The sequence below is a fragment of the Anoxybacteroides voinovskiense genome, assembly GCF_014196205.1.
Classification (GTDB): domain Bacteria; phylum Bacillota; class Bacilli; order Bacillales; family Anoxybacillaceae; genus Anoxybacteroides; species Anoxybacteroides voinovskiense.
This window is the reverse complement of sequence record NZ_JACIDE010000024.1, coordinates 28297-45162: the sequence shown is the minus strand read 5'-3', so window position 1 is coordinate 45162 and position 16866 is coordinate 28297. Positions and strand designations below refer to the sequence as shown.

Annotated in this window: 17 protein-coding genes; 3 read left to right on the top strand and 14 right to left on the bottom strand. The window is 43.3% G+C overall.

Annotated features, from left to right (window positions below; all coding sequences use genetic code 11):
* The 3 genes from GGR02_RS13995 to GGR02_RS13985 all read right to left on the bottom strand — a co-directional run.
* Nucleotides 1-1640 (bottom strand): DUF927 domain-containing protein (locus GGR02_RS13995; protein ID WP_183185615.1); only part of this gene is annotated, 1640 nt, incomplete at its 3' end.
* A 2-nt stretch (nt 1641-1642) separates the two neighbouring features.
* A complete protein-coding gene (locus GGR02_RS13990; RefSeq protein WP_183185614.1) occupies nt 1643-2179 on the bottom strand; it encodes a hypothetical protein in 537 nt (178 codons plus the stop codon).
* A 44-nt stretch (nt 2180-2223) separates the two neighbouring features.
* A complete protein-coding gene (locus GGR02_RS13985) occupies nt 2224-2790 on the bottom strand; it encodes a hypothetical protein (RefSeq protein ID WP_183185613.1) in 567 nt (188 codons plus the stop codon).
* 375 nt (nt 2791-3165) lie between these two features.
* On the opposite strand from GGR02_RS13985, the gene GGR02_RS13980 reads away from it, so the two are divergent.
* On the top strand, nt 3166-3660 hold the full coding sequence (locus GGR02_RS13980; RefSeq protein WP_183185612.1) for an arginine repressor: 495 nt from the start codon (nt 3166-3168) through the stop codon (nt 3658-3660).
* Nucleotides 3661-3707: 47 nt separating this feature from the next.
* Here GGR02_RS13980 and GGR02_RS13975 read toward each other — a convergent pair whose 3' ends face one another.
* Nucleotides 3708-4136, bottom strand: coding sequence for a hypothetical protein (locus GGR02_RS13975; protein WP_183185611.1), 429 nt, complete (start codon nt 4134-4136; stop codon nt 3708-3710).
* 501 nt (nt 4137-4637) lie between these two features.
* On the opposite strand from GGR02_RS13975, the gene GGR02_RS13970 reads away from it, so the two are divergent.
* Nucleotides 4638-5066: a hypothetical protein gene (locus GGR02_RS13970; RefSeq protein ID WP_183185610.1), complete on the top strand. Its 429-nt coding sequence runs from the start codon at nt 4638-4640 to the stop codon at nt 5064-5066.
* A 104-nt stretch (nt 5067-5170) separates the two neighbouring features.
* Here GGR02_RS13970 and GGR02_RS13965 read toward each other — a convergent pair whose 3' ends face one another.
* The 9 genes from GGR02_RS13965 to GGR02_RS13925 form a co-directional block, all read right to left on the bottom strand.
* On the bottom strand, nt 5171-5470 hold the full coding sequence (locus GGR02_RS13965; RefSeq protein ID WP_183185609.1) for a DUF960 family protein: 300 nt from the start codon (nt 5468-5470) through the stop codon (nt 5171-5173).
* Complete coding sequence (locus tag GGR02_RS13960) at nt 5463-5858, bottom strand: hypothetical protein (protein WP_183185608.1); 396 nt, start codon at nt 5856-5858, stop codon at nt 5463-5465. The genes GGR02_RS13965 and GGR02_RS13960 overlap by 8 nt, the downstream gene beginning before the upstream one ends.
* A 17-nt stretch (nt 5859-5875) precedes the next feature.
* Entirely contained in the window at nt 5876-6754 is an 879-nt protein-coding gene (locus GGR02_RS13955; protein ID WP_183185607.1) for a tyrosine-type recombinase/integrase, read from the bottom strand.
* A 407-nt stretch (nt 6755-7161) separates the two neighbouring features.
* Entirely contained in the window at nt 7162-7413 is a 252-nt protein-coding gene (locus GGR02_RS13950) for a hypothetical protein (protein WP_183185606.1), read from the bottom strand.
* Between the two features lie 39 nt (nt 7414-7452).
* Nucleotides 7453-7746 (bottom strand): hypothetical protein, encoded by a 294-nt coding sequence (locus GGR02_RS13945; protein ID WP_183185605.1) that lies wholly within the window; start codon nt 7744-7746, stop codon nt 7453-7455.
* A 12-nt stretch (nt 7747-7758) separates the two neighbouring features.
* The gene (locus GGR02_RS13940) at nt 7759-8268 is read right to left on the bottom strand and encodes a JAB domain-containing protein (RefSeq protein ID WP_183185604.1); all 510 of its coding nucleotides are present in this window, start codon (nt 8266-8268) and stop codon (nt 7759-7761) included.
* 186 nt (nt 8269-8454) lie between these two features.
* Nucleotides 8455-11925 carry a hypothetical protein gene (locus GGR02_RS13935; RefSeq protein ID WP_183185603.1) on the bottom strand — a complete coding sequence of 1157 codons (3471 nt, stop codon included), beginning with the start codon at nt 11923-11925 and terminating at the stop codon, nt 8455-8457.
* Between the two features lie 411 nt (nt 11926-12336).
* Entirely contained in the window at nt 12337-13113 is a 777-nt protein-coding gene (locus GGR02_RS13930; RefSeq protein ID WP_183185602.1) for a hypothetical protein, read from the bottom strand.
* A gap of 73 nt (nt 13114-13186) precedes the next feature.
* A complete protein-coding gene (locus tag GGR02_RS13925) occupies nt 13187-14527 on the bottom strand; it encodes a UDP-glucose dehydrogenase family protein (protein ID WP_183185601.1) in 1341 nt (446 codons plus the stop codon).
* A gap of 141 nt (nt 14528-14668) precedes the next feature.
* On the opposite strand from GGR02_RS13925, the gene GGR02_RS13920 reads away from it, so the two are divergent.
* Complete coding sequence (locus GGR02_RS13920) at nt 14669-15613, top strand: LCP family glycopolymer transferase (RefSeq protein ID WP_229706233.1); 945 nt, start codon at nt 14669-14671, stop codon at nt 15611-15613.
* Nucleotides 15614-15627: 14 nt separating this feature from the next.
* On the opposite strand, the gene GGR02_RS13915 is transcribed toward GGR02_RS13920, so the two are convergent.
* Entirely contained in the window at nt 15628-16773 is a 1146-nt protein-coding gene (locus tag GGR02_RS13915; RefSeq protein WP_183185599.1) for a C40 family peptidase, read from the bottom strand.
* Nucleotides 16774-16866 lie beyond the last annotated feature (93 nt).

The following is a 16866-nucleotide window of genomic DNA, read 5'->3' as shown; positions in this document are numbered from 1 at the left end:
CGGTTCGTGTACTTTCCTTTTTCTGCTTTTAAATATCCTTTTTCCCGCCATTCTTCTAACACCGTTTTCGGATCGCTGAAACTGCCTTCCTCTAATAACTGCTTAAACTTATGAGGGAAAATAGCCACTTCGACCTGATTACTTTGGGCATGTTTCGGGTAGGAAATTTTCCCCCAACACTCGTGTCCTTCAAATGGCTTCTTATCCATACGGAAACATTTCAAATGTTGCAAAATGCGATGAACGATGTATTCATATGCTTGTTCGCCAATTCCACGTTCCTTTGCTGCTTGTTCTTCCACCTCATACAACACTTGCATCATCCCATCAATGTTTAGTGGAAGATCAAACGCTTCCTTCACCATTTCCGCAGTTGCGAGAAGAATCCCAAACTTTTGCGACACCCGCGAAATGAAATCGCTTTTCGGCAAGGTGTTCTCACAATGTACCTTCCACTTCTCGCACCGTTCCATGACCTGTTCCAATCCTAGCTGAAGCAAATATTGCACAAAATGAATCCCTGCATGTCCGTAATGTTCATTCAGTCCTTTTTTCAACGCGTCGGCATTTTCCGCAGAGCTTGTCCATGTGATGTTTCCGAACTCAAACGCCCGCATGCGCAAGCCATCGTTTTTATTTGTTTTTTGAAACAACGAATGTTCAGCGGTTGAGATCAGTGTCGTCGCCCACGTGTGTTGTTCACGAAATCCCCCTTCTTTGTTTAACCGCTCCTTTTCACGGTTTTCCGCGAACATATAGATTAAAGGGGAAAAATCTTTTATGGTACTCATCGACGCTTCATCAAGAGCGATCGGTACGCCATAATTGCCACGAAGCAAAGCAACAATGGCGTTATGTGTAGCATTCCAGCTTTTAATCAATCCATTGCCCTGTCGGCTCGGTTTACCGAAAGGGGAGACCGCTACTTGAGCAGCGGTCGTCTTGCCTTTCGAACTGTTTCCATACACATGAACTAACAAGGTATCTACATCATTGCCCGATTGTGTAGAAAGTAACCCGACCACAGGGGCAGAAAAACCAAAGGCTAATGCTAATTCCAAATGCGTGTTCCCGATGACTTCTGAATGAATGATGTCTAACCACCCCTGCAGCGTTCCACGTGGTTCAATGCAGTACGCTCCTTCGTAATTTGATTGAAAAGCCGCCAAGCCTATGATATGATGATGTTTGAAGCACAAACGGTGATCTATCTGTGTCCACCCCATACCGCAATGGGCATATTCGTATGGGGCTTTTTTTTCTTGAATGCGTAGGAATTCTATAACCTTTTTTACATTATTATGAAATACATCTATTCCTTTTCCATTTAATTTAACGAAATCGTTTGGGTTTAACTGACTTCTTGCAATCTCTATTTCGTGGTATTGACCGTGATAATAGTATTTGATACTTAATGTAATGTCTTTGGTTTCGATATTTTGGCGAATTTTTTGTATCTCCGTATAATTAGCTATGCGAATCCATTGTTTCTCACCATGCTTATTCTCAATTTTTTGATATAAACCATTTGTCGATAACACCCAATCTTTTTCCCTACCGTAATAATTTATGTTCGATGTGCTTTGTTTTTTCGCTTGTTTTTGTACTTGGTTATTGCCATTTGGTACTTGGTTGTTCATGGTTACCATCCTTTCGGTTGATATATAGGAGAACTATCATATTCCATTTGTTGATGTACAAACCAACGTGCTAATTTCGTTGGTAACGATTTTTTGCCTATTCTATCTAAAAATCCCCACATAGTTTCCAGGGAAGTCGTAACTTGAACTACCCATTCAGTCTCTGGAATAGGAAAAGTTTCAAAGCACGCATGTTGCACACGATGCCAAGCAGAACTTACTTCCTGTAACGTTAATGACGGGTTCAATGGTTCCACACCATGTAATTGAATGACCAGCATATCTTCCTCAAAAGACACTTTCGTTAACGCATACGGAGTTTTTCTCTCGATCCTTTTACACAATCTATTAATTTCTTCCAAATTATCAGTTTGAATGGTATCTTTCCACACATTAATTTTCACGTCATGACAAAGATGTAATTGTGATGAATCAAAATTCGTCGGTGTATTGGCACCCCATGCCAACTTCATGCGTATTCTTCCATTGTGGTTGAGACTTGCCGATGTAGTTGTATGGATATTACCTGTAAAATTCATACGTATTCCTCCATTCATTTCTATCATTTTTTATATATGCTAGATTATTTCATCGAAATAATCGCAACCTTTTTGCCGTTGTGTGTCTGGTATGATACATCTGAAAAGGTAATGGTTGTACGATTACTAAAATCCAATTCGCAGCACTCTATTAATAGCTCCACTAAATGAGCTGAATAAATGACCCGTTTGGAACCACTTGCTTTCAACACATAATTCGTAAATTCTTCCCCGATGTATTCAGCAATCGCTATTGCATGATCTGAATAAGCCACTTGTACCGTTTCTGGATTACCTAGGTTTTCAATCACATGCCGAGCAATAACGAAACGTTTCCCATTTCTCGGTGTAAACACAATGGACAACGCACCAGCACCTGTTTTAGGGGCTCGTTGTTCATGTAAAGCATTGGCAGGTTTGAAGCCCTCAAGCCCAACCATTCCAGCCACATCTTCATTTTCGTCTTGTTGACACGCTATTTCTTGATCGCTTCCCTCATCATCTGTTTGCATCTCGTACTCATGGTCGTCTTCCTCCATGTCATGCATTTGTTCCAACTCGATCACCTCCTTCTCGTTTTTTTCTGTTTTCATTTGTTCATTAACCTTCATCATTCACACCTCCATTTTGTTTTGGAAAATATCATCATCTTCTCGGTTTTCATAGTACCTTAGATTTGTTTTCCGCCTATTAATCTTCCACTTTTATCCTTATTTCTACCAAGCAAAATCGCCCTCCTTTCAACCATTATATTAAATGACGAAAAAAGGTATTGTCAATAGCATCAATAACGTGTATAATATACATTCTAAATTGATAATATTCCTTTTAAATCAATTCATATTCTTTTTGTATGAAATTGAAAAAAGGCTTCTCGCGAGGGGGTGCTCGTACTATCGGTCAAACGATAATGATAGAAATAGAATAATCCAAGACCTATATACGCGCCCCATTAAAAAAAATTTTTTTGAAAGGAGTGAATTTCCATGCCTAGAAGCAACGAAACAAAGAAGAAAAGACAAAATGCTATTGTAGAAATAATTAAATCCGAAAACATGGTGAGTCAAAAAGACATTATCCAAGCACTAAAAGAGAGAGGGTTTGACAAAGTTACACAGAGCATAATTAGTAAAGACTTTAAGGAACTAAATATTATAAAAAGTGATCAGGGTGTTTATGTATTTGGTAAACAACATATCACGAAAGTGAATCAAACATTGCTTCCTTTTGTTTTAAAACACCATGTTACAGATTATGGTAAGATACCAGCACACCCTATTTTTATTAAGACATCCGAAAATGCTGAGGCAATGATCGGAAAATTGCTGTCAAATAAGTACCCAGAAGATATTATCGGATTCGTGACAAACTCAAATTTTCTTGTCATCTATCCATCAAGTGTCGACAGTCGTAAAAAACTATTGAAAGAAATAGACAAATTGAAAAAAACGAAGAAACGCAAAACAACCGCAACCGAGTGACTCTCCCTTCGAAGTCACTCGGCGCATCTGGACGAATCGTCCTTTTCCTATTGGTACTTCTTCATCAAATACTCTTTCACGCTGTCGTTGATCAATTTAGTAATCGATTCGATCTGGTTGTGTGTTCTCAGCATTTGGATGATTTGATAAATGTTTTTTTCTAAGTATGTCGTCACTCGCACGTGTGTTTCCGCAAAAGTGGCTTTCTTTGTTGCTTCTTTCAACATCAGCGGCTTCCCATTCAAGACGAATGCTTGATCGTTCGTTGTGCTGAATTTGCTGCTTGCTTGCGTGAAAGATTCATGCTCGGTTGCTTCTTCTCCTTCGTCCCATTCCACCTCTTCTTCGTCATATTCCAACTCATATTCCTCATCGTCCCCGAATTCAAGCGTGTTCCAATCGTCCTCCCTCGTTCGCTTCAAATGATGATGGCTTCGTTTTCCTCTCGTTCCGTCATAACCAATGTCATGTTCCATACGTGTATGCTCCTTTCCCTGCTAAAATGAAATGGTCATGCGCGACGTTTGCGTACAGGTGCACAAAAACGTCCATGTCGCCGTTTTCGTGTACGTAGACGTAAACGTAAACACATTAATGTTATGTTAGGTGTCTTTATCAACAAAAAAAGAAAAAACAAAACGGCAACCAAGCCATCCATTCATCGTCCTTTCGCTCTTTCCTGCAGTTGAACATGCAAAAAAGCAACACCTCCTCCTTCTTTGCCTAGTTGTTTCTCTTGTGGGCAAAAAAACGATGGCTTGATGCATCTTTTGATTCGTCTTTCTCTTGAATCCACAAACGACAAATGTCCATGACTCCCATCGTTCTTTCCCCTCCTGCTTCCCATTTTCGGTCGACCGAAAAAACATGCGATGCGAATGTTTCTGTCCATGCACAAAATGAGGCACATTTTGGATTTTCCAGTCGACCAAAAAATGAAAACAATAAATTAAGACATCGCGAAAGGAATGATTAAATTGAGACCAACCAACCCACGCAAGCGAGCGTTCGACTTGGAACAATATGAGAAAAAGCAAAAGAAACAAATCGAACACTTGTTGGAAAAACAAAAAGAGTTTTTGTCCGAATGGAAAGCGTTAAAGAAAGCATTCGAAACGGAAAGTGATGCATTCGAAAAGAAGCGAATCGCTTACAAAATGCAGTCGCTCGAGCGGCGCATAGAGATGGCAAAGGAGGAATTGAAGAAAAAAGGGTATAAAGACAACAGAGGGCGACCAAAAAAAGAAGCAGGAACGACGTATAAAGAACAACGTGTCAAATTTACAGCACATTTGTTGCCAGAAACGATCGCTTACTTAAAAGCGCTCAAGGAAAAAGGGGTCATTCCTGATATTTCTTCCTTTCTGGACGAATTAGTCCGTCATCATAAAAACGAAACCGAATAATCGGCAAAATAAGCGGCAAAAAAAAATGAGGTCAAATGCTTCTTTCTGCTTTGACCTCATCCCACATTTCCAAGAACGTATCATTCTTTATTCGCTAATATTAATCAATAACAACTCGGAAATAAGACGATGACATGGTCTTGTTGATCCATCACCCACACCGTCTGTTCGATGGGAAGGGCTTTTTCCAGCGGCACAAACACCGGCGTTTCTCGCTCTGGCTGTTCTTGCCGTTGAACGAGCCATTGTTCGTTATTTTCCACGTAAAACTCGAATATTTGTAAATAATCCGTCATTTGCTCATTCCTTTCATCCACATACCGAAGGATGAACTGTAGATGTTCTTCACTTAATGTGTCCGCGACCGCACGTGTCATATAACGAGGCTTGTATCGTTCAAACATAAAAATCCCCTCTTCCTTCGTTCCAATCGGCTTGTTCCAACAGCCATTGTTCCGTCGATTCATCATGTATGCCAACGAGCGTATAAAATAGCTGAAACTCATGCCCCCATCGTTTCGCGATGCGGTAAAATGCCATGTCTCCATGATGATGTCTTTCGACATATTCCAACGTAAATGGGTCATCTACCTGCGCCATGACGTCATCCTCTTTTTCTAGTAAAATGAGCGCTTGGTCGTATGGCAAGAAGAAAGCAAGCAGCGATGTTTCTTTTCCACTTGCTTCGTAAAGATCGATGAAATCCTGCTCGATCGCTTGAATGAGCGGCTGTGGTGCCCGCCTGTATGCTTTTAATGCCTCGATGTCATTGACACATTGAATGACTTTCATCGTTCCATTTCCCCTTCCTACAATAGCTGAACAGCATCCATCTTTTCCTGTCTTGTCGTTTGAATGTAAAACCTTGCGGTCATGTTCACTGTACTATGCCCTGCTAATTTACTGACCGTTGTTAAATCGACTCCTTTTTTCAACAAGCGCGTGCAAAACGTATGGCGAAACAAATGCGGATGCAAGTGAAATCCGAGTTCCTTTGAAACGTTCGCTAGCCACTCCCTGACCGCATCGCGATGCATCTTTGGCGCTCGCTGGCTCACAAGCAAATAGTCGCTGTCGACAAAACGTGAGTTCGCTCGTTCGCCTTGTTCGTATTGTTTCATGACGTGAAGCACATCTTGCCGCAACGTGATCTCGCGCACTTTCCCGCCTTTGCCGCGAACGGTGAGCGTACGGGCTAAAGCATCAATGTCGGCTCGTTTAATGTTCACCAACTCCGACACGCGCACGCCTGTATAAAGCAATAAGTAAGCAATCAGTTTATTCCGTTGGCTTACTTTTGTCTGATCCTCGACATAAAACAACAGCTTTTCGACTTGTTGTTCCGACAATGCCGTCACGACATGTTCACTTCCAGCGGCAATCGAGATGCGATCGCGTTTCAGTTGAATGAAACTGTCGCTTACGATTCCCTTCTTTTGCAGGAAGTCATTGTACACTTTTAAGCTGTTGATTTTTTTGTTGATCGTCGCCACCGCATAGCCGTTGTCGATTAAATGTTGCTTATAACGAACGAAAGAAAAACGAGAAAGCGGCTGACGTGAATCAACCACCTTCTCGACCATATACGCCTGAAACTTTGCCACATCCCCGACATACGACTCCATCGTTTTCGGCGATTTCCCTTCTTCAATGAGCCACTGCTTAAATGCATGGAGTAAATCTTGCACAAAATCCCCCCTAAAACAGAAAAAACGATGGACACCTCATTCATCCATAGTGTCATCGTTTGATGATGTCAATGATGGTTTTCCCCGTACATAAAGGGCACGATTGCTTGCATAGGCAAGAACACGGAAATACTTTCATCGGTCATTCCTCCTTTTTATTGTCCTTCGTTCATCCATTGTTTCATCGCTTCGGTGGCAACCGTCACCACAATGGTCGCAACAACTTTTTCCCACATGTCTTTTTCACCTCCTTTCCCTCCCGACTCCCGACAGTTATATCATAATGTCATGAGTTGTTTGGCGCGAAAATGCTGGAGATGTCTTGGCACACATCGAACGTACCAGCGATCGTTGGAACATGTTTTGTTTTGTCGGGAGTTTGGCAACAGAAATGTCGGGAGTTCATTTTATTCCCGATGGACTCGCTCTAAATAGCGGATGTAGTTTTGCAGGATGTGGCGATCTTGATAATCTGGAATTCGGCGCAAAGCGGATTCAATCTCCCTTTCGTTCATGTCAATCTCTTCGTCCACCACCTCCTCCAACAACATGTGAACAAGTTCTTCTTCGCTAAGCATCTCCCCATAGCTATCTGACCCATACCTGTATTCTCGGTAGTACGGCTCTCCGTTAATGAGGATGCGATGGTACTTTGCCATTTTCTCTTCCCCTTTCCTTTCACCGTCATATTGCCAGTTTCACACATATATCGTATAACCGATTCGCTTTCCGTCTTTGATCCACACTTCGTACAACCTCTCTCTCGTTTCTTCCGCAACGACCACACCAGCAATCCACTCAATCCCTTCTGCATCCACATACATGAACGCCTCTAATAAGAGCGGATTTGGCAATTTCGCCACATGTTCGGCAGGAATGAGTAAGTCATCGATCTCCTCATGGTCAAACGCATACGATTCGTACCCGGCTTCCTCCATTTTCACTTCCACGCCAAACTCACGTTTCATTTTCTCTATAAACCATTCGAGCATGATTCTTCCCCCTCACACGTACCCTTTTTCTTTCAACGACACAAACCGTTCCCCACCAACAACGACATGATCCAACAACTCAATCCCGACAATTCTCCCTGCCTCGACGAGCCTTCTTGTCACCTCAATGTCTTCTCTTGACGGTGTCGGGTCGGTCGATGGATGATTGTGCGCGACTAACACCGACGCCGCATTTGCCAAAATCGCCGACTTGAACACCTCGCGTGGATGAACGATGCTTGCATTCAAACTCCCGACATGGCAAACGTGAATGGCTGTCGGCTGATTTTTCGTGTCAAGGCAGACAACGACAAACTTCTCGCGGTCAGCTTCCACAAGAAACGGCTTCAGCAGCCTGTACGCATCTTCCGGAGACTTGATTTGGCGCTCCTTGTACAGCACGCTAGACTCACGAACGAGCTTCAGGCTTACAATATTGACGCGCTTCGCTGGCTGCTTGGCAGGCACCTCCCTTTCTAGCAACTCTAGCTGCTGGTGGTTGATGGTTTGATACTTGCTCATCCCTTTCCCTCCTAAAACAAAAATAGCCCCAATTCCCCGAAAGGAATTGAGGCTTTATGACTGTAGGTTCAAAATCATAATATATATTTGAAATCAAGCTCGATACAGATTTGGGCAAAAAGAAAAGCCCCGCAGAGCTTTCTCTCCGCAGAGCTTTTCTATATGATTTAAACTTTAGTTGTGCAATTAAGGTAATACGAATTCAACATTAGCAGATGCAGTATTGCCAGCTACATCTTCAACTTTATTAGCAGTTACAACAAGTTTATTATCTTTCGCAACACTTAAAGAAGAACCTTTAAGTGTAATTACAAAAGTTGTTGCATAACCGTTGTTGTCAGCATCTGTTGCTGCGATAGTAGAAGCATCTAGGTTTGGGGTATTTGATGCTGTACCTTGTGCAATAGAAATATTTTGAGGTACACCATTAGTACCCACAAGGTTAGATACTTTTACTTTTTCACTGAATTTGATTGTAATTGTATCATTAGCTGCGTAAGTTCCAGCTGTAGCTTGATTTACAGAAACTGCACCAGTCGCAGCAGCTGTTGGAAGTACGCCATCAGCAACTGTGAATGTTACAAAGTCAGTTTGAGAACCTGCTTGAGCAATCAAACGGAATTTAGCATTGTTCTTAGTGAATGTTGTATTATTACTTGCATCTGCAATAGCAATTGCACCGTTTGAAGCAATTGTTACAGTATCATCACTAATATTGTTTACACCATCAACATTTGCAAGTGTTAATGTTTCAGCCGCAGCTGTGTATCCACCGAATTGGTCTTTAGCCCAAACGAATACTTTTTTGCCGCCAGCAGTAGCATAATCTGCAGCTTTATCAAGTGTAAGCTCAGTTACGTCAACTGCATCTTTAGCACTTGCATCGTTCCAAGCTTTATCCTTGAATGCAACTGACTGAGCTACTGCATCATCTTTAGATACTGTAATGTCTTGAGAAACTACTTTTACAGCATCATCAGCATTGATTGTAAAGCTGATTTTACCTTTTAAGTCAGCTGTGCTGTTACCGTTTTGGAAATCAGCAGGAACGAATAAAGTTTTAGTGTACACATAATATTTACCATTGTATTGGAAGTAGTCAAGTGCGCCTGTAGTTGCTGTTCCATCAGCCTTTTTAGGTTGAGTTAAGCTTACGCTTACAACAGCGGATGCAGGCACTTGAGCAACATTACCAGAAGCGTCTGTTGCGTTGATAACAACTTCTTCAGCATATCCAGAAGCAACAGCAGCTGCTTTTTCAGCATCTGTATCGATTGCACCAGTAATAGTCACACCACCAGCTAATGCAGTGTTAAGTTGACCTTTATAAACTGGCGCGATAGTTGGAATGCTGTAAGTTACTTTCGTAGAATCGTTAGCAAGTACATTAATTGTATATGCTTTTTCTGCAATTGCTACACCATTTTTCTTTAATGTAGCCTTAACTGTTGCAGAACCAGCTTTAACAGCAGTAATGCTAACATTAGCAGAGTCTAAAGCATCTCCAGTTTCTGCACCGTTAATTGCAACAACGCTTGAATCGCTTGTAGAATACTCAACAGTATAACCAGATGTTGCACCTACAACAGTACCATATTGGTCTTTCACATCAAAGCTTAATGTTTGTGTACCGCCAACAACCATGTTAGTAGCTACAGTAGTATTTGCTTTGGTATCAATAGCTGTTGGAACAGCAGCATCGCTTGCGCTTAATGTTAATGTAGCTTTTTGACCTGTACCGTTAACTGTTACAGTAATTAATGCACTGCTTCCTTTAGTTGCCCCAGCAACAGGAACAATTTTTAACTTACCATAGTTGCTTCCGGCAGTTGTTTCAATAGAAATGTTGCTAGAATCAACCACAGTCTTGTTATCAGAAGTAAATGTATAATCAGAAGCTTTTAAGTCTTTTGCGTCGATTTTTGTTCCGTATTTATCAAATACAGATAAATCAACATAGATTGGGTTAGTAGAACCAGCAGCAAATGAAGCTGTTGATTTACCTAATGTTACAGAGTATGGTGCACCTGCATCTTCTTTAACCTCGATAGTTGTTTTAGATACCGCACCTGTAGCTGGTGTGAACGCTGTTAATGTAACCGTACCAGCTTTACCGAACTTAGCAATCTTAATTTTTCCGTTAGCGTCAATTGAAATGTCGCTTGGATTTAAGATGCTAGAGTCAGAAGATAAGAATTGTACTGCACCGTTAGATACATCAGAAGCAGTTAATGTGTAATTTTCATCTAATGTATTCTTAGCAGTATATGTTAACTCAACATCTTTTGTACCAGATGGAGTAAACATCGTTTTTCCAGTTGGTAATACTGCTTGACCTAAAGTTACAGAACCAACTGTAGCAGGGTTTACAACCGTTAATGTCTTAGTTGCTGTTACGCCATTGTACATAACAGTTACAACAACTTCGTCTTTAAGGTCTGCCCCACTAGCATTTAATTGGAATTTACCTGCTACAGGAGAAAGAGAAACACCTTTTGTTTTGTCGTAAGCCGTAATCAATAATTTGCTATCAGTTGCTGAAATTGTTGCTTTTTCACCATATTGGTTGATAAAGTCAACAGCAATCGGAGCTGTAGCTGATTTTTGAAGCTGAGTAGTGTTGATTACGATTTGTTTAATTTCTTCAGCTTGTACTGTTACAGTGTTAGTAGCATTCTGAAGACCGTCTACACCTGAAACAGTTACAGTGTAATCAGCAGGCGTGAAGTTACCAGCTGTTTTTTCAAGTACAGCTTCAGTTTTAGCTTCGTTCCAAGTTACTTTTACATCCTCAGTAACTGTACCGCGTTTAACTTCGAATTTAGCTTTTGTAGTGTCAATTGCTTTGCTGAATGTTACTTTAATTTTATTAACGTTAATCGCACTTACACTCTCAACTTTCGGCGTTACTTTCGCCTCGTAAGCAGCTTGTACAGTTGCTTGTTTTGTAGTTAGTTCTGTTTTGAACGCAGTTGCTTTCGCTAATGCGTCTTGCGCTGCTTTTAATGCTGCGTCTGCTGCAGCTAGGTCGCCTTTGTTTGTTGCTTCTTCAGCAGCTTTCAACTTCACAGAAACAGTGATGTCATACATTAAGCTGTCGCGAAGTTGTTGTGCAGCTGCTTTAAATTGAGAGCGAAGCAAGTCGCGAGTTGTTTGGCCATATACGCGGTCTAAAATGACTGTACGTTTTTTCAACTCGTAAGAAATTTTGTTGTAAAGATCTTCTGCTTTTGCAAGATCTTTCGCATCAACCGCAGCTTGCAAGTCTTTGCGCATTGCATCCAATTTCACTGCATAGTTGTATGCGTCAAGGTAAGTGACAACGCGTTTTGCTACGTACTCGTTGTATGTAGCATCTAAGTCCGCAAGCAATGCGTCTTTATTTGCGCCGCCTGCTTTTTTCACTAATGCTACTGCATCAGCGTATGCTTTTTTCGCTTTGTTGTACTCTGCATAAACTTTGTTAATGTCCGCAAATTGACCAGTGCTTGTTACTTGGCTGTAAGCGTAGTAAGCGTTTTTAAATTGCGCTTTTGCTTGGCTTACAACAGAAGCAACGTTAGTAGCCGCTTCAGAAGCGTTCGGATTTGCAGCGACGAACGCACTTGCAGCAACTGCACTTGCTGTTGCTAGTTTAATAGCTTTCTTTTTGTCCATAGAGTAGTACGTCTCCCTTCTTTATCTAAACTTTAGAGCAATGAGTACTAAACAAAGATTAGTAAAATCATTGCCTAAAAGGTTTAACGGGGTCAAAACATTCCTATTAACCTATCACTAGGCAATAGAAGTAAATGGTGCGTCTGTTGCTATATCTTGATGTTTGTTCCCCATCGCTCCACGTTTACTATAATAATACATTTTTCTCGTAATTTCTAGTCTTAAATCCAAATTTTTTCGTCAATTCTCTTATCGAAACGGTTACAAATTCATTACAAAACGATGACAAAACGATGCACACCTTACATCTATATGCCTCCGTTTGCACATCGAGAACTTTTTTTGCAAAAAAAATATCCTCGCTTTTTTCTCACTAAAAGAAAAGGCCCGCCAACGCGAACCTCGTGTCTTTTAATCTAGCTTTTTCACTTGCACAGAAAACGGATCGCTCAGCACGACTCCAGTCACATCATACCGGTCGTCGATAAATAAATCCGGCAAACGAAACTGCCCAGCAAACTGCTCTGGATCGTTTTGAATCGTAAATTGAAACTGCATGTAATAATCGTCGTTGTTCATCAGCTGTTTCGCTACTTCTTCGATTTCCGTCTGCGGCACGTTGTATTGCTGCAAGTACGACACTGAGTTTAAAATTTGTCCATACCGGTCATCGAAATACGCCCGTAATGTCACAACGTTCCCATCGACCGTTCCTTCGAGAGGCAATGGATCTTTTTCGTCATAAAAATACCAGCCTGTCAGCTCGTTCCCGTCTTGCTTTTCAATGACAAACGACACCTTCTCTTGCCCGCTTACGAGCGTATACTCCCCTTTTAACGCTTGCTTGACTAACGTTGTAAATTGCTGCGACGAAAGCGCCACGTACTGGACGTTCGCATTTTTTTGCACGTACAAGCCGTTGCCGACGCCGTAAAAGAACGCACCTTTTACCGTTTTCGTGCTATAGACGCGGTATTGCTGCCCCTTTTTCAATGCGCGAACTGCTTGCATGTTATTTTGCTTCCACTGGTAAAGCGTTGTGTTTTTCACGACAACAACCTTCCCAATCGTCCCTTTTTTTAACTCCAAATTGCCCCACAGCACTTTCGCTTCGGCGGTGTGGCTATAACCAAACACACTAAGCGCAACAGCGAACGCCATGATAAAACTTGCCATCCATTTTTTCATTAGTTTGACCCCCAAAAATAAAATCATACATTTATTGTAAGCGGACAAACGAAAACAGGAAATAGTTTTTTCATTAATATTTTCCTTTTTTTACTTCACACCCCTCCGCCACGACTTCAGCACGCCCGATGGAGACGTATGTCACATTCGCTTGTTTTGCTTCGTCTAGCGAATAGCAGTTGCGGCCGTCGAAAATAATAGGGGTACGCATTTTTTCGCGAAAGACAGAAAGCGGTGTTTGTTTAATGACGTCCCATTCGGTGACGATGAACGCCGCATCCGCCCCGCGAATCGCTTCCGTCACGGATGAAGCGTACCGAATAGTAGAAGGCAAGTGATTTTTGGCGTTATCGGTCGCAATCGGGTCATAGGCGACGACATGCGCTCCTTCCGCCAAGAGTCGGTTTGCGATGACAAGCGACGCCGCCTCGCGCACATCGTCCGTGTTCGGCTTAAACGCTAGCCCAAGCAATGCGACGTTTTTGCCGCGCAACGACATGTGCTGCTTCGCTTTTTCTACTAATAATGCTTGCTGGCGGTTATTGACTTGAATGACCGCTTCAAGCAGTTCAAATTTGTGCTGTACGTTGCCTGCGATTTGCACGAGCGCTTTCGTATCTTTCGGAAAACAAGAACCGCCATAGCCGATGCCCGCCTGCAAAAAGTGCGAACCGATTCGTTTGTCCAGCCCGATTCCGTAAGCGACATCGTCAATCGTCGCCCCTACTTTTTCGCAAATGTTGGCAATTTCATTAATAAAACTGATTTTCGTCGCTAAAAAGGCATTGGAAGCGTATTTAATCATTTCCGCGCTCGCTAAATCCGTTCGAACGATCGGAATGCCAAGCGGTTCATATAGACGAGAAAGCAATTCTGCCGCCTCTTTGTCCGCTTCGCTTGCGCCGATGACAATGCGGTCGCCGTAAAACCAGTCATGAACCGCTGACCCTTCTCGCAAAAATTCCGGATTGGAAATGACGCTTGTCCGCAAAAACGGCGGCTTCCACCGTTCCATCAGCGCGCGAATGCGCTCGTTTGTTCCTACTGGCACCGTGCTTTTCGTCACAAGCACGATATCTTTTGTCATAGTTCTCGCAATCGAAAAAACAGCGGCTTCCATATACGTTAAATCTGCGGAGCCATCTTCTTTTTCCGGCGTACCGACGGCAAGAAAGACGATATCCGCTTCTCCGTAAGCTTCTTTTTCGTCCGCGGTAAACGACAATCGCCCAGCGTTCATGTTCTTTTGGATTAATGGTTCAAGCCCTTGCTCGTAAATAGGGGATCGCCCTTGCTGCAATGCCACTATTTTTTCTTTTTGCACATCAAAACAAACGACCGTCTGTCCCATTTCCGCCAAGCATGTACCTGTCACAAGCCCGACGTATCCCGTTCCTGCTACGGCAATTTTCATCACGTTTCTCCTCTCCGTTCATTTCCTAACTCTATCTTACACGATTGCCCCCTTTTTTGGCAGTTGGAAAACATTTTCATTTCTCTAAAGAATCATTTGTAGAAGGGAGTCGCATGCTAGAGAAAAAGGAGCGTGCGGCATGTGCGGAAAAAAAGACAGTGGATTGGCGTTTTTATTCTTGTGTTGATCGTTAGTATCGGCAGTTTCTATCTGTATCGTCAGTCTCTTTACCGTGAGCTTACAAAAACCGCCCAACAAATTCATGAACCGGTCAAGCGCCCAGCGCCGATGAAGCGACTAGCGCCAGTGGAGTTAAAGCGCTTGCCGCCGATTTCGTTTTTGTTCATCGGCGTCGATGAGCGAAAAGGCGACCGCGGGCGTGCCGATTCGCTGATGGTCGTGACCGTCAATCCGAATCAGCCGTCGGTGAAAATGGTGAGCATTCCGCGCGATACGCGCACCATGATTGTCGGCAAAGGAAAACTCGATAAAATCAACCATTCGTATGCGTTTGGCGGCGTTGGGATGACAGTAGCGACCGTCGAACAGTTTCTTGATATTCCGATTGACTATTACGTGAAAGTCAATATGAACGGGTTTCGCGACATTGTCGATGCGGTTGGCGGCATTACGGTCGATAATCCGTTTGCGTTTACGTACGACAAGACGACGTTTCCGAAAGGGCGCATTACGTTAAACGGGGCAAAAGCGCTAAAATATGCGCGCATGCGGTATAACGACCCGCGCGGTGGATTTGGAAGGGAAGATCGGCAAAAGCAAATCGTGGAAGCGGTCATGCAAAAAGGGGCGACAGCGGTGATGGCTTACGATGACGTACTTCGCGCCATCGCACGGCACGTGAAAACGAATTTGACGCTCGAACAAATGAAAGCGATTTATACGCATTATAAACAAGCGCACACAAACGTCGAAAAGCTGCACCTAGCAGGAACAAGCACGAAAATAAACGGCGTCTTTTACGTCATCATTCGAGAAAAAGAGCGGCAGTTGGTGTCGAATCAGCTAAAAGCGCATTTGCAAATCACCCCACTATCGCCTAGAAAAACGAAGGCGCTCCCCCAATAGAGCGCCTGCTTGCACTACCAATACCGCTTCGCCCCGACGTAACGGGCGCTCCAGTACGGGCTGTTGAACGCACTAATCGTCACGCCGGTCGAGCTGCCGCTATGGAGAAATTGGTTGTTGCCGATATAAATGCCGGCATGGGACACCGTATCGCCTTCCGTTTGGAAAAAGACAACGTCCCCAACCGTTGGTGCATCGACACTTACGCCAGCGGTCCACATCGCTACAACCGTACGCGGCAGTGTAATCCCTTGTTTTTGGAATAAATAGACGATTAATCCGCTGCAGTCAAAGCCGTCTGGCGTTTGCCCGCCCCATACGTACGGCTTTCCTAATAGCGGTGCGGCGTCGGCAACAAGCTCCATCGGGTCGAACGTTTTTGGCGCTTGCAAAAGGCGCGTGTAGGTGTCATCGTCCACGATGCCCGTCGCTGGCAATTGGACGCTCGCTTGAAATTTTTTCACCGCCTCAGCCGTCGCTTGTCCAAAATAGCCAGTCACTTCTGGATACGTAAAATGCCCGAGCGCTTTCAGTTTCGTTTGCACCGCTTTTACTTGCTCGCCGCTTGCACCAATCGTTAACAAGATGGCAGGCTTCGTCTTTTTCGCCAGCGCTTCCTCGAGCTTCGCAATCGTTAGACGGTCGGCAATGCCTGTCGGCGCAAGCCCTACGTCTTTTTGAAACTTTTTCACCGCCTCGGCGGTAGCTTGTCCAAAATAACCGGTCACTTGCGAATAGGTAAAATAGCCGAGCGCTTTGAGACGCTCTTGCAGCGTCTTCACCGCTTCGCCAGACGCCCCAACCTTCCATTCCGTTGCGACTGTATCCGGTTTCGTTTTAGCAGAAGGGTTCGTGCTTGTTTTTTGGTTCGCAGCCGCCGCTTTTAATGCCGCGTACGTTTTCGCATCAACGACGCCCGTCACCGGCAAGCGGACAGACGCTTGAAATTTTTTCACCGCCGTCTCCGTCATCGTCCCGAAATAGCCGGTGGCAGTTGAGTATGTAAAAAAGCCTTTTGCTTTTAATAACGTTTGCACTTCTTTAATTTGCGGATGGCTCATGCCAAGTTTCCATTCCGCCGCTTGGCTAGGGGTTGGTGCCAACCAAAGCGCCGACACAACAACCGATGCGAAGATGAGTTGTTTCGTTTTCCTCTCCATCGCTTTCCCTCCTCTCATTTAGTATAACGAAACTTTCTTTTTCAATGAACACGACTTTTGTTATAATTTTGTATAAGTATTCGGCAAAGTGAC

What these genes read in the sequence shown, in the direction of transcription:
- GGR02_RS13965 (WP_183185609.1), bottom strand. Translation starts at nt 5,470, where the DNA reads ATGTTTGAACGATACAAGCCTCGTTATATGACACGTGCGGTCGCGGAC.
- GGR02_RS13980 (WP_183185612.1), top strand. Translation starts at nt 3,166, where the DNA reads ATGCCTAGAAGCAACGAAACAAAGAAGAAAAGACAAAATGCTATTGTA.
- GGR02_RS13985 (WP_183185613.1), bottom strand. Translation starts at nt 2,790, where the DNA reads ATGAAGGTTAATGAACAAATGAAAACAGAAAAAAACGAGAAGGAGGTG.
- GGR02_RS13960 (WP_183185608.1), bottom strand. Translation starts at nt 5,858, where the DNA reads ATGAAAGTCATTCAATGTGTCAATGACATCGAGGCATTAAAAGCATAC.
- GGR02_RS13990 (WP_183185614.1), bottom strand. Translation starts at nt 2,179, where the DNA reads ATGAATTTTACAGGTAATATCCATACAACTACATCGGCAAGTCTCAAC.
- GGR02_RS13945 (WP_183185605.1), bottom strand. Translation starts at nt 7,746, where the DNA reads ATGCTCGAATGGTTTATAGAGAAAATGAAACGTGAGTTTGGCGTGGAA.
- GGR02_RS13975 (WP_183185611.1), bottom strand. Translation starts at nt 4,136, where the DNA reads ATGGAACATGACATTGGTTATGACGGAACGAGAGGAAAACGAAGCCAT.
- GGR02_RS13940 (WP_183185604.1), bottom strand. Translation starts at nt 8,268, where the DNA reads ATGAGCAAGTATCAAACCATCAACCACCAGCAGCTAGAGTTGCTAGAA.
- GGR02_RS13935 (WP_183185603.1), bottom strand. Translation starts at nt 11,925, where the DNA reads ATGGACAAAAAGAAAGCTATTAAACTAGCAACAGCAAGTGCAGTTGCT.
- GGR02_RS13930 (WP_183185602.1), bottom strand. Translation starts at nt 13,113, where the DNA reads ATGAAAAAATGGATGGCAAGTTTTATCATGGCGTTCGCTGTTGCGCTT.
- GGR02_RS13915 (WP_183185599.1), bottom strand. Translation starts at nt 16,773, where the DNA reads ATGGAGAGGAAAACGAAACAACTCATCTTCGCATCGGTTGTTGTGTCG.
- GGR02_RS13950 (WP_183185606.1), bottom strand. Translation starts at nt 7,413, where the DNA reads ATGGCAAAGTACCATCGCATCCTCATTAACGGAGAGCCGTACTACCGA.
- GGR02_RS13925 (WP_183185601.1), bottom strand. Translation starts at nt 14,527, where the DNA reads ATGAAAATTGCCGTAGCAGGAACGGGATACGTCGGGCTTGTGACAGGT.